This window comes from Xanthobacter sp. BG11Y11_SDJG (genome assembly GCF_057364445.1).
Map to the genome: position 1 here is coordinate 1 of NZ_JBNFNU010000080.1, position 13742 is coordinate 13742.

Annotated in this window: 6 protein-coding genes and 1 pseudogene; all 7 read left to right on the top strand. The window is 67.9% G+C overall.

All coding sequences use genetic code 11. The features are described from left to right. Positions 1-851 (top strand): annotated as a pseudogene (locus AC2W7M_RS09440) (hypothetical protein); the annotation flags it as partial. 123 nt (positions 852-974) lie between these two features. Further along, positions 975-4076, top strand: a complete 3102-nt coding sequence (locus tag AC2W7M_RS09445; protein WP_486131904.1) for a virulence factor SrfB — start codon at positions 975-977, stop codon at positions 4074-4076. Positions 4077-4085: 9 nt separating this feature from the next. Then, positions 4086-6725 (top strand): virulence factor SrfC family protein, encoded by a 2640-nt coding sequence (locus tag AC2W7M_RS09450; RefSeq protein WP_486131906.1) that lies wholly within the window; start codon positions 4086-4088, stop codon positions 6723-6725. A gap of 595 nt (positions 6726-7320) precedes the next feature. After that, entirely contained in the window at positions 7321-8376 is a 1056-nt protein-coding gene (locus AC2W7M_RS09455) for a tetratricopeptide repeat protein (RefSeq protein ID WP_486131908.1), read from the top strand. Between the two features lie 228 nt (positions 8377-8604). Continuing rightward, complete coding sequence (locus AC2W7M_RS09460; protein ID WP_486131910.1) at positions 8605-10383, top strand: tetratricopeptide repeat protein; 1779 nt, start codon at positions 8605-8607, stop codon at positions 10381-10383. A gap of 15 nt (positions 10384-10398) precedes the next feature. After that, positions 10399-12162, top strand: coding sequence for a tetratricopeptide repeat protein (locus AC2W7M_RS09465; protein ID WP_486131912.1), 1764 nt, complete (start codon positions 10399-10401; stop codon positions 12160-12162). 266 nt (positions 12163-12428) lie between these two features. Next, positions 12429-13742, top strand: a 1314-nt coding sequence (locus tag AC2W7M_RS09470) for a DEAD/DEAH box helicase (RefSeq protein ID WP_486131913.1), incomplete at its 3' end; no start/stop codon positions are given.

Genomic DNA, 13742 nt, shown 5'->3' on the forward strand with positions numbered 1-13742 from the left:
CGGGCGCTGCGTCGGGCGGAGACGGCCCGCCGCCGCCCGACGCGCCTGCCGCCACCTCCGTCTTCGCCCCCTCCCCCGGACCCGGCCGCCTGCGGCGGAAGATCCTGCGCATCCTGGCTGTTGTCCTGTTCGCGCTGCTGGCGCTGGCGCTCGCCGCGCGGCTGCTTCTGTCCTGCGGCCTCGGGCCGCTCTGGCCGAGCGTGCTGCGGCACATCCTGCCGGATCACTGTCCCGCCATCACCGACAGTCCGGCCCTGAAGGCGGTGGAAGCCGAGCAGCGGGCGGCGGAAGCCCAGCTGAAGGCGCGCGAACTGGCCCTGGCCGAGAAGACCGGGCGCTGCAGCGTCGAGTGTCCGCCGCCGCCGGCGCCTCGTCCGCGAGACGCAAGCACGCCCGTGCCTGAGCAGGAAATCCTGGACCGCACGCGCGAGATGCCGCGTGGCCGAGTTGAAATCACTCTGGCTTGGGATGGCAGGAGCGATCTCGATCTGGTCGTCCATTGCCCCAACGGAAAACTCTATTTCAATTCACCCCTGGTGAACGGTATTCCGTCGGCATGTGGCGGGAGCCTGGTTAGCGACGATCTTAATGCGGGCGGTCGGACGACAGACAGGCCAGTCGAGCATGTCATTTTTGCAAATGACCCAGTTCCTCCTGGTCTTTATCGCGTGGAAGCGAATTTCTTTCGTCTGTACGATGAATCTTTACGTAATCCCGTTCCATTCACCGCGATTTTGCGTGTTGACGGGCGGACGATAAAATCGGTTTCGGGAAAGATTGAGCCCATACGCGGTCGGACTGCTTTTCTTTTTGATTTTAACTCTCCTTTGATTGCGCCACAGAGACGGTAATCGGAGGTGCCGTTACAATCGTCAACTCCGCGCCCTCGCCCCAGGAGTTTCGTGACGGATTGAATCTATGGTGGATTGGCGCCGCTCAAAGTTCGCTTGCGCCAGGATAGGAGTTTGGGGGACATGTACGCGAAACTCGTCGATTTTGGTCCGACCATCCGGCTGGTGCCGAACAGCGGCATCCAGTTCGTGGAGTACGGGTTCAACATCGACCAGGTGGTGCGCTTCTCCCGCAGGTTCATCGAGCGGGAGGTCGGCCGCTCCGACGGCGAGAGCACCTACGAACTCATCACCGCCTGGGACGAGACCAATCCGTCGCGCGCCTATGACGGCCCCGAGCTGCCCGCGGACCACACCTATACAATCGACGAGCGCAAGGCCCTCGAGGTGTTCAGCGAGAAGTGGGTGCCGGTGCCCATGCTGCGCATCAAGAGCCGCGCCGGCGGGGTGGAGGCGCTCGACCACGGCCCCACCAACTGGGCGCGCGTGCGGGTGGTGGAGGCGCCGGAGCGCGGATCGGGCAGCGCGATCAGCCACCGCGTCATCTTCGCCTTCGACACCGAACTGATGGAGCGGCGGCAGAACCGGCCTTACACCGCGCCGAGCCGCGAGGACGCCTCGAACGACCACGAGTTCCGCTTCGCCTATTCCTTCGCCGACATCGCCTGGTTTCTCGGCGCGCCCATTCCCGGAGACGAGGGCAAGCTGCTGGCCGGATTCCAGGACTGGGTGCCGGCCTGGCTTTCCGAAATGTTCCGCGAGTTCAAGCAGGCGCTCAATCCGGACCGCCCGCTGCGGGCCAGCGACTTCCCCCATGCGCTGGAGGATTGCGCCCGCTATCTTGCCTTTCTCGAGCTGCTGTCGATCACCGTGAAGCCCCGCATCATCCGGCTGGTGGATACGGTCTCGGCCAATCCCATCATCAAGCCCGTTTCGGTCGACCTTATCCTCGACGTGGGCAATAGCCGGACCTGCGGCATCCTCATCGAATCCCATCCCAACGACGACAGCGTCGATCTCAACAATTCCCTGGTGCTCGGGCTGCGCGATCTGTCGGAGCCGGAGCGCACCTATACCGAGCCGTTCGAAAGCCATATCGAGTTTTCCGAGGCAAGGTTCGGACGGCAACACCTGTCGGTGCGGTCGGCGCGGGCGCGGGCCTTCTTCTGGCCCAGCCCGGTGCGGGTGGGGCCGGAGGCCGCCCGCTTCCGCCAGGGCGCCCAGGGCAACGAGGCGAGCACCGGCCTGTCCAGCCCGAAACGCTACCTGTGCGATGTCAAGGCGGTGAACCAGGAGTGGCGCTTTCCGGAGCGCGACTACGCCGCGGACGGCACGAGCCCGCTGATCGACCGGGCGCTGCGCCAGTTCGTCAACCTTAAGGGCGACGTGATCGAGCAGTTGGAGATCGACCGCAAGCGCTATGGCTTTCCGGTCAGCGCCGACGACCGGCTGGGGGCAACGCGCCTGTCCTTCTCGCGCTCCTCGCTGTTCACCTTCATGGTGGCGGAAATCCTCTGCCATGCACTCAGCATGATCAACAATCCGGCGGTCCGCGAGCAGCGCAAGACCAAGGATTCCCCGCGCAAGCTCCGACGCATCATCATGACCCTGCCGCCGGCGATCTCGGTGCAGGAACAGCGGCTCATGCGCTCGCGGGCCGAGGGGGCGGTCAAGCTCGTCTGGAAGCTCATGGGCTGGTGGGACGACCCGCCGCCGGGCCTCGTCCTGCCCGAAGTGCACGTGAGCTGGGACGAGGCCAGCTGCGTGCAGTTCGTGTACCTCTATGGAGAGATCACGGGCAAGCTGGGAGGCTCGACCGAGGCGCTGATGCGCCTGATGGGTAAGAAGCGTCCGTTCTCGGAGCCCGAGCAGCAGCCGGCGCCGGCCGCCGTGCCCGAGCCCTCGGTGCGCATCGCCTCCATCGACGTCGGCGGCGGCACCTCGGACCTCATGATCACCACCTATTATCTGGAAGGGCGCGCCATCAAGCCCACCCAGAACTTTCGCGAAGGATTCCGCACGGCGGGAGACGACATCCTCAAGGGCGTGGTGGAGCGCCTCGTCCTGCCCGCCATCCAGACCCGCCTGGCCGAGACCGGACACCCCGATCCCCGCGGCTTCCTGCTGGAACGGTTTGGCGGCGATCGCGCCAACATGGCGGAGCAGGAAAAGCACCTGCGCCGCCAGTTCGTGCTGCGTGTCCTTGAGCCGATCGCGCTCAAGATCCTGTCCGAGGCGGAGCAGCGGGGGGCGGCGACCGACGTGCCGCCGGGTCCGCGCCCGCTCACCGACTTCTTTGCTGGAGCGAGCAACAAGACTGCGCGCCTCGCCTTGCCGCCCAGGCGCATCACCGATTTCATCGACCTGCCTGCGCGCGAGCAGGGCGCGGCGGATTTCGCCGTTGCCGACTGCCTGTTCCAGCATGACGACGCGATCATCGCTCAGGTCGTGCACTCGGTGCTCGACCACGTGGTGAACAACATGTGCGAGGCCATCAACGAGCTGGACTGCGACGTTCTGCTGCTGTCGGGCCGGCCGTCGCGGCTGCCAGCGGTGGTGGATCTCATCGTCAACAAGCTGGCGATCCGGCCGGAGCGGGTCATTCCGCTGCATCTCTACAAGACCGGCGGCTGGTTCCCGTTCCGCAGCTCGGACAACCGGCGCATCGGCGACCCCAAGACCACCACCGCGGTGGGCGGAATGCTGTGCGCCCTCGCCGAAAGCCAGATCACCAATTTCACGATCTTCACCGCCCGGCTCGGGCTGCGCTCGACCGCCAAATACATCGGCGAGATGGAGCGAGACGGCCGCCTGCTCAACTCCAAGCTCTATTTCCGCGACATCGACCTCGACCAGCGGCGCGGCAGCGCGGGCCAGCGTGCGACATTCGCCTATTACGCGCCCATGTGGCTCGGCTACCGGCAGTTGCCGTTGGAGCGCTGGATCGCCTCACCGCTCTACCGTTTGCGCATGCGTCCCGGTCTCGACGTGGCGCGGGTGAGCCGGCCGATCGAGATCGTGCTGGAGCGCAATGGCGACGACCAGCGCGACGCGGAGATTCCCGACGCCGTGCTGCGGGCGGAATCCATGAAGGAGGAGTTCCGCATCGAGAGCGCCTTCGACGCCAAGGGCGTGGACGTCCGCGCCAAGATGGAGCTGGTGCTCAACACCTTGAACAGTGACCAGGGATACTGGCTCGACACCGGCATCCTTTCCGTGGGCTGAGGACCTTTCATGACCGACCCGTCAGCACAGCACCTCGCCCGCCGGTGCCAGGACGTTGCCCAGAGCGCCCGCATCGCCGAAGCATGGGTGAACGACGAGAAGAATGCCGAACTCGTGGCCCGCGAGCGCGAGAGCCTCACCCGCACGCTGCGCAAGGGCGCCATGCGGGCCGAGCGCCTCGCCAAGGCCGCGGAGCGCCCCATGTGCGTCGGGGTGTTCGGCCCCAGCCAGGCCGGAAAGTCTTACCTGGTGGAGGTGCTGGCGCGCCCGGCGGTCGGCCCGCTGAAGGCCCGCTTCGATGGCCTTGATCCGGTTGACTTTCTGTCCGAGATCAACCCGATCGGCGAGAAGGAATCCACCGGCCTCGTCACGCGCTTCACCATCCGCCGCCCCGCCGTGCCCGCCCCGGCGGGCTTCCCGGTCCGGCTGCGATTGCTGACCGAGATGGATGTCGTCAAGATTCTGGCGAACAGCTATTTCTTCGACGGCGACCAGACCAAGGAAAGCGTTCCCGATCCCGGGCGGCTGTCCTCCGCTCTGTCCGCTCTGGCGCGCCGCGCGCCGGCCCCGAGCGGCCTCACCGAGGACGATGTCCTGGACCTTGAGGAGTACTGCCAGAAGCATTCGGCGGCGCGCCGCCTGCGTCGACGCCTCGGCCGTTTGGAAGACGCGCGCCGCCTGGTGCCCCAGCTCGACCTCGCCGGGCGCGCCGAGCTGTTCAGCTTGCTGTGGGGCGGCCACGCGCCATTCACCCGCATCTATACCGCGCTCGCGGATGCCATCGCGAGGCTCGGCCGGCCCGACGAAGCCTTCGCGCCGATCGCGGCCCTGATCCCGCGGACCGGCTCGATACTGGACGTAGCGACCTTGGCCGGCCTTGCCGACGAGGGCGGGGATACGGTGGAGCTGCGCTCCGCCAGCGGCGCCCAGGTGCGGCTGCCCCGAGCCCGCGCCGCCGCCCTCACCGCCGAGTTGCAGATCGAGATGAACGAGCGGCCGCGCCCGTTCTTCGACGACACCGATCTGCTCGATTTCCCCGGCGCCCGCAGCCGGCAGAAGGTCCATCTCGAAGTGTTCTTCGAGGAGAAGGAGGACGCGCTGAAGGAGACCTTTCTGCGCGGCAAGATCGCCTATCTCTTCGACCGGTACGTGGCCGAGCAGGAACTCACCTCCATGCTGCTCTGCATCCGCCCGAGCGTCATGGAGGTGGTGACGCTGCCGGATCTCGTGAACGATTGGATCGGCTCCACCCACGGCCGCACCCCCGAGGCGCGGCGCGGCGGGCCGACGCTGCTGTTCCTGGTGCTGACCTGGTTCGACACCCATTTCGTGGACAAGGCCGGCGACACCGGCACCGAGCCGGGCCTGAGGTTTCGCAACCGCATCGAGGCGTCGCTGCTGAGCTACTTCGGCAAGGCCCATTCCTGGCCGCGGCGCTGGACGCCGGATGCCCCGTTCCGCAACACCTTCTGGTTCCGCAACCCGAACTATCCGGCCGAGGCGATCATCCGCTACGAGGACCGGCGCGAGGTCGCGTTCCTCGACGAGAAGACCGAACGCATCGCCGCCTTGCGCGAAGGCTTCATCGGCCTGCCCGAGGCGGCCGAGCATTTCGCGAGCCCCGCGCGCGCGTTCGACGAGGCGCTGAAGCTGAATGACGGCGGCATCGGCTACATCGTCGAGAACCTGGTGCCGATCTGCCATCCGCAGCTCAAGCTGAACCAGATTTCCGGACGCCTCGACGAGGTCGCCCGAGACCTGCACGGTCTTCTGCGGCGCTTCTACCAGGACACGGACATCGCCCAGCGTCTGGAAGCCAAGCGCATCGCGGCGGACCATCTGTTCGATTGCCTCGACGTGACGCTGGACCGCGGCACCTTCGGCTCCCTGCTCCGCACCCTCGTGATCGATCCCATCGACCTCGCGGACTTCCTGTTCAACAGCCTGCAGGGTGCCGGGCGGGTTGCCGCCGCGACCAACGATGCAGCCGCGCCGGACATGCTGAAGTCCGCCCCCGCCAGACCGCGCCCTGGCGCGCGCCTCGCACCGGCGCCCAACGCGGCGCGACCGACGGCGCCTGCGCGCGGCGAGGACGAGCGAGAGCTGCGCCTCGCAAATGCGGCGCTCTCGCGCTGGATGGTGCAGTTGCGCCGGATACCGGAGAACGACGCGTTCCTGGAGATGACTGGGCTCGATGCGGAGGCGGCAAAAACCATCGTCAACGAGCTGATGAGCCTCGCCCAGCGCTCCGCGCTCCACAAGCGCATCGCCGAAGAATTGCGGGCGCTGCTCGCATTCGACAAGATCGAGCAGTCGAGCGACAAGGTGGCCGTCATCGCAGCCACCCTCATCAATGACCTGGTCGGCGATTTCGGCCTCTCGCGGCAGCCATCCTCGGAGCGCCCAATGGTCGTGACGCACGACGGGGAACGCGAGGCGTTCGCGGCTGCGCCGATGGTCTTCGACGCATCGGGTCTGACCGAAACGCCGCGCAACTTTGCCGAGACATACGCCGTCGACTGGCAGCACGGCTTCTACAAGGTGCTTGAAGACAATGCCAAGGATGTCGCGGGCATTACCATCGACCTGGAGCAGAACGCGAGGCTGAAGGCTGTCCTCGACGTCCTGCGGCCGATCCCGCAGGCCTGAGGCACGGCCATGGCGGTGCGCGTCACGGAGGATTTCGACACCGGGCCGGGGTATGCCGTCATCGATCTCGGCGGTCCGGTCGCCGGCAAGGTGCGCCTGGCCTTCCGCCGCCTCGATACCGAGCCGCGCGACCTCGGCCCCGAGGGGTGGCAGTCGGGCGTCCATTGGTTTGAGACGCAGGCGGTGTCGGCCAGCGGAAGCTCGGTGCGGGTCGGGCCGGAGGTGGTCAACCACATCGCCGAGCTTGTCCCGATTGAAATCCGCACCGCTGAGGACGGGGTCGTCGGCACCATCGCGTGGCCAAGCATTCTCCATTCCGTGGCCGAGGTGTTGCCTGCCGGCTTCCGGCGCCCGCGCTTCGCCGCGCCGGAGCGGCCGGAAGCGTTGCCGCTCATCCGAGAGGCGCCTGCGCAACCGCCGGCGTCGAGGCGCCAGCCGCCAGGCCTTCGCGCGAAGCCCCTTCCCTCGCCGACACCGCTCTCTCCCCGCACGACGACTTCCCCACGTCATCACCCTCCCTTACGTCACATCCTTCCGCGGCAGCGCTGCTCGCCGGGAGTCCGAGCCGCCGCCGGTTCTCGCGAGGGCGGGGGAGGTGGCATCCGACCTGCAGCCCGAAACCGCCGCGGCACCGGCGCCACATCTGTCTGGCGATCCGGGGCTCCAAGAGCCGGCGGAGGCTGCGAAGGGCGAAGCGCCCGTCCCGGAGCCGGTTCCGGACGCAGCCGCTCCCAAGACGCACAAGCGGCAATCGCGCATCAGCACGGAGTGGCTTATCGCCGCCACCGCGGCCGTGATTCCGTTCCTGGCCATTCTGGGCTTTGGGGCGACGATGCTCAGCAAGCCGGCCCAGGCACCGCCATCCGTGGCAGCGTCGAGCGATCCTGCTCCCAGCGATGCCGTGCGCCGGTGCGACGAACTCACCTCGGCGATCTTCGATCCCGATCGCCCGACAACCGTCCCGGCGTCCATGGCACCCTTTCCCCTGGCCGATCGGGCTACGGAAGACATCGCGATCGCCAAGTGCGTCGCTGCCGCGGGCTTGGCGGGCGACCCGATCCAGAAGCGCCGCATGGAGCAGCAGGCCGGATATGCGACGGCCAGCCGCGCGGTGACCCTCGCCAGAGCGGGCGACACCAATGCTGCCCAATCGTTCATGCAGGCCGCGCGGCAATGGTGGACCAAAGCGTCGGAACGCGGCTCTGCCGTGGCCAGCAATGAGATCGGCCTGCTCTATGACGGCTGGTTCAACAGCAAGGCAAACAACTATGCCTTTGTCCCGAAGGACACACGCGCCGCCTTCGTCTATTTTCTCGCATCCGCCGAAGGTGGATATGCCGTGGGCTTGCGCAATGCCGGAACACGCCTCATCGAGGACGGCGGGGCCAAAAATCTCGAGACCGGCATCAAGTATCTCAAGCAGTCTGCCGATCTAGGCTACACACAGCCCCTGCTTGATCTTGGTGCACTTTATTATTTCGGTCGAAGAGACGTTCAGAAACGTGAAGATCAGGGACTTGCTTATTATCGCCGCGCTTGCGCGCGACTGGAATGGATGACCGAAACGCGAAACCATCTCGAAGAAAAGTTCCGGGGCAATCGTCGCAGCGCCCGAAGCGTGCTGCCGGAATGCTACGACCGCGTGCCCTGACCCGGGCAGGCTCGGACGAACCTTTCTCCCGATTGGGCGAAGATGTCATTGTGGAATTGAACGCGCCAGGGCACAGGTGCTGAACTGAGGCGTGGCAGGTGCAACCGGCACGGTTGATGCCTGTCATGGATCGGCCGCGCGCTGCCAACCCAAACGGCAGAGCCGATGGCACAGGAGGCCACCGCGATACTGCGGATCGCGGGACCGCGGCAAGGGAACGGGTGGGATATGGCCCTGAGCGTGCGTGAGGATGATGCCAGCGGCCCGGGCTTTGCCCTCATCGATCTTGGGCGACCTGCCGGAGAAACGCCGGTTCGCCTGTCCTTCCGACGCTCCGACGGCATCACGCGGGACCTCGGTCCGGATGGCTGGCAGTCTGGCCAAGCCTGGCTCGATGCCGAGCCGCTGACGCCGGGTGGCAGCATCGTCCGCGTGGGACCGGCGGTGGTGAATCACATCGACGAGCTGGTGCGGGTGGAGGTGACGCTCGCCGGGGTTGGCCCCGTCGGCACTGTGGCGTGGCCGTCCATCCCGCATATGGCCGGGCTTTCGGGACGACGCCTGGTGGCAGAGAAGCGCCCCGCCGAGACCGCTCCGCCCGAAACGCCCCCTCCCCCTCCTCCGATTGCGCCGCCCCTTCCCCTGCCGGTGCCGCCCGTTCTCGGCCTGGACGCCCCCAAGGCGGAAGAAAAAGCCGCCGAACCGGCGGGCGCTTCAAGCGACACAGTCCCGTCTTCCGACGCCACCGGCGCAGAAAGAAAGCGCACGCTTCTCGTCGCCTTGCTGTTGCTGTCGCTTCTGGTGCTTGTGCCAGCGCTTATGGCGATGCTGGGCTTCTACGGCTACGAAGCGGCATATGATCGCCAGCCACACTTCCGGCAGACCCAGGCCACCAGCTTCGATCCCGATTCGGTGACCGTCACGGTGCGGCGCGTCCGCTGGGCTCGGGTATTCGAAGGCTGGCTTCTCCGTCGGTCGCTCGGTGTGTCGGCGGGCTTCAGGGCCGCCACCCCCTGGATCAAGGTCGACCGCCTCAAAGACGACGTGTCCGAGGCGGTCTTCCGCATCACGCCGCTGGCATCGGGCCTACCGGTGGAATGGTCGGCGCAACTGACCGCGCACCTCCTGGTTCATGGTCCCGGCGGGGAGATCGTCTCGGTCCAGCCGGTGGTGGTCCAGCGCCTGCCGCAGCAGCAGCCGCAACCGGTGCCTGCCCCGCCGCCACGGCGCCCGGCCGCCCCGCCCCCCCAGGTCGATGCCCTGCGCGAGTGCGACCTGCGCACCGCCGGAATGCTCGATCCCGATCGCCCCCCGAGTGGCGCCTTCTACAATCCGGACTTCCCGACCCTGCCGACCGCGACAGATATCGATTTCGCCATTCAGCAATGCGAGCAATCCTACCAAGTGTCCCAGGATTCACGGCAGAAACGGCGCTACGCGGCGCAGATTGGCGCGGCCTATGCCGACCGGGCCCTCGCGCTTGCGCGCGCCGGCGACCCGGCTGGGGCCCGGATGGCCATGGCGGAGGCCACGCGTTGGTGGAATGTCGGCGCCGGCCTCGGCTCGCCACTTGCCCTGAACTATCTGGCGCTCTTGAACAATGAGTATTTCAACACGCAGGTCGGCCTGAACTTCGTTCCGCCTAATTTTCCCCAGGCGCTCAGATACTTCATTCGTTCCGCGGAAGCCGGCAATCCGGTCGCCATGAGCAGCGCCGGCGCCTTGCTTGTGGAAGCCGGCAAGCCGGGGCTCACCAAGGATGTGCCCGCGGGCCTGCTCTGGCTCGAGCGCTCGATCGAGGCGGGCTATCCGCCGGCGGCGGTGAATCTCGGCACCTATTACTACTTTGGCGATCGCGGCGTTCCGGCCGATTCCCGGCGGGGGCTCGACCTTTTCCGCCGGGCCTGCGCGAGCGATACCTATCGCATCCGGGTCCGCAGAAATCTCGATGCCGCGTTCGAATCCCGCGGGCTGCGGGCGAGCGACGCGATTCCGGACTGCTTCTAGGCAGGGTGGGGGACGATGGGCCTTCAGGTGATCGAAGATGAGGCCGAGGGGCCGGGGCATGCCTTGATCGACCTCGGCCGGCCGGTGACGCAGGCGCCTGTTCTGCTCGCCTTTCGCCGCCTCGAGGGCGAGCCGCGCGACCTCGGTCCCGACGGCTGGCAATCTGGCCTCACTTGGATCAAGGCCCGCCCGGTCGATGGAGGCGCGGGCACGCAGGTCCGCGTCGGTCCTGAGGTGGTGGACCATATCGCCGAACTGGTGACGGTCGAGATTCTCGACGACAGAACCGGCAGCCTTGGCACCGTCTCGTGGCCGGCACTGACCCGCTCGGCAGCGCTGCCGCGCGCCGTCCGGCTCTCGCGCAGCGCAGACGCACCCTCGTCCGCGCCCGAGCCGACGGTGGCGTCAGCGCCACCTCTCCCGCAACTTCCTCCCTCTCCCCCACCTGCTCTGCCGCCGCTGCCCACACCCCCGAAGGCGCGCGAACTGCGGATGGAGCCGCAACAGAGGGCCACCTCCCCCGCCGGCCAACGCGACACGAGCGTGCGACGCCTGCCCGCGCCAGCCTGGGCGGCGCTGCTGGTGCTCGCGGTCTTTGCTCTTGCAGCCGGCTTGGCCTGGAGCGGACGCCACGGCTACGAACTCACCCTGGCGAGCGCGCCGCACTTCCGGGAAACCAGCCGCAACGTGTTCGCTCCGGCGGCCGTCGATGCGGAAATTAGGCGCGCCGCCTGGGTTCGCCCGTTCGAGGGATGGCTGCTGCGGGCGCCGCCGGCCGCCGATCTCTCGGCCTCCGTGCCGTGGCTGCGCGTGCGCCTTCTGGCCGAGGATGGCACCCGCAGGCACTACGTCCTCACCGTCGACAGCGCGGCTCTGCCGCAGCAGTCCGCCCAGACCGGGGCGATCGCAATCGCCACCACAGCGGGCGGCACCTTGGAAACGCGGCAGGTGAGCGTGACCCGTCTCCCGCCCGCTCCGGCGCCCAGCACCGAGCCTCCGAGAGCTCCCGTCGCGCCGCCGACGCTCGTGGAACCGAGCGGATTCGATGCGGGCCAACAGTGCGACTTCCTCCTCGCCCTGGAGGGCGATCCCGATCTGCCGTTCCAGCCCGGGCGCACCTTCAGCTCGGCACCGGTGGCGCAGCGCATGGCCGAGGGCATCGACGTCTGCACGCGTGCTCGCGCCGAGGCGCGCGACGCGCGCGATCAACGCCGCTTCACGTTTCAGCTCGGGCGAGCCTATGCCGGGCGCGCCCTCGACCGCGGGCGAAGCGGCAACCGGGCCGGAGCGCTCGCCGACATGGGCATGGCCCAAGGGCTTTGGGATACCGCCGCTGGCGCAGGTTCACTGCCGGCCAAGCGGCAGTTAGGCGTCCTTTATCGCGGGATCTACAACGAGGGCGGCATCGTCTACGTGCAGCCTAACGCCCGCAAGGCGTTCGTCTATTTCTTCGAGGCGGCCAATGCCGGCTATGTCACGGCCATGCGCGACGCCGGGGCGATGCTGCTCTACGGGACAGACGGGCTTGCGCAGGACCTCCGCGGTGGAGAAGCCTTGCTGCGCCGGGCGATCGATGCGGGGGATGCGGACGCGATGTCGCTGTTGGGCCGATCGCTCTACTTTGGCGATCCGCCTGGATTCGCCAAGAACGCGGCGGAAGGCCTTCGGCTGGTGCAGAGCTCCTGCGTGAAGCCCAACGATCAGACGCGCCGCTTCTTCAACCAGGAAATCCAGCGCGGCCGCCTGGGCGCGGAGCAGCGCCCCCCTGGATGCGAGTAGTCAGACCTCGTACTGGCTCGTCCGCCCGCGAAATCGTGCGGACGCGCTCGTCGACCTGTTCGTCGAGTGGCTGATCGACGAGATATTCATTTAATGGGCGTAATGCTGCCCGCTGGCGGCACCGGCGGGCAACATGGGGCGGGACGCCAGCGCGGCATCCGCGGCAGTGGCATCGGCGCGCGAGGCCCGTTAGGAAGTCGTTTCACGAACGCTCCGACGGCTCCCCTTCGACGCCTGACGATCCTGCGAGATAGGTGGAACCCGCCGTGCCCTTCACCCTGACGAACCCGGCGCTCGCCCGCGCTTTGGCCGAACGCGAATACACCAACCCGACGCCGGTGCAGCGCGCCGTGCTGGCGCCCGGGACCTCCGGCCGCGACCTGCTGGTGTCCGCCCAGACGGGCTCGGGCAAGACCGTGGCCTACGGCCTCGCCATGGCCGAGACGCTGCTGGGTCCCGCCGAGAGGTTTGCCGCCGCCCGCGCGCCGCTGGCGCTGGTGGTGGCGCCCACGCGCGAGCTGGCGCTCCAGGTCCAGCGCGAGTTCGCCTGGCTCTATGCGGGCACGGGCGCCCGCATCGTCTCCTGTGTCGGCGGCATGGATCCGCGCCAGGAGCAGCGGCAATTGAACCAGGGCGCCCATGTGGTCGTCGGCACGCCCGGCCGCCTGCGCGATCACCTGGAACGCGGCCGCCTCGACCTCTCCGCGCTCCGCGTCTGCGTGCTCGACGAGGCCGACGAGATGCTCGACCTCGGCTTTCGCGACGATCTCGAATTCATCCTCGACGCCACCCCGCCGGAGCGGCGCAGCCTGCTGTTCTCCGCCACCATGCCGCGGGCCATCACCACGCTTGCCCGGCGCTATCAGCGCGACGCGCTGCGGATCGAGGTGGCGAGCGCGGAAGGCGGCCACGCCGACATCGAATACCGCACCATGCGCGTCGCGCCGACCGAGATCGGCCATGCGGTGGTGAACGTGCTGCGCTTCTACGACACCCCCGGCGCCATCGTGTTTTGCAACACGCGCGAGGCCGTGCGGCGCCTGCACGCCATGCTTCAAGAGCGGCAGTTCTCCGCGGTGGCGCTGTCCGGAGAACTGAGCCAGAACGAACGCAATCACGCCTTGCAGGCGCTCAGGGACGGGCGGGCGCGGGTCTGCGTCGCCACCGACGTGGCGGCGCGCGGCATCGACCTGCCGAACCTGGGCCTCGTCATCCACGCCGACCTGCCGAACGATGCGGAAAGCCTGCAGCACCGCAGCGGCCGCACCGGCCGTGCCGGCCGCAAGGGCGTGAGCGTGCTGCTGGTGCCGCCGTTCCGCCGGCGCCGCACCGAGGAGCAGTTGCGCGGGCTGGGCATCAAGCCCTCATGGTCGGGTCCACCGACCTCCGAGGAGATCCGCACGCTCGACCACGAACGCATGCTGCGCGATCCGGTGGTGACCGATGCGCCGAATGAAGAGGATGCCGGCGCCGGCCTTGCGCTGCTCGCCGCGCATCCGCCCGAGCACCTGGCCGCGGCGCTGGTCCGGCTCTATCGGGCCGGTTTGCCGGCCCCGGAGGAGGTGGCCGATCCCGGCGAG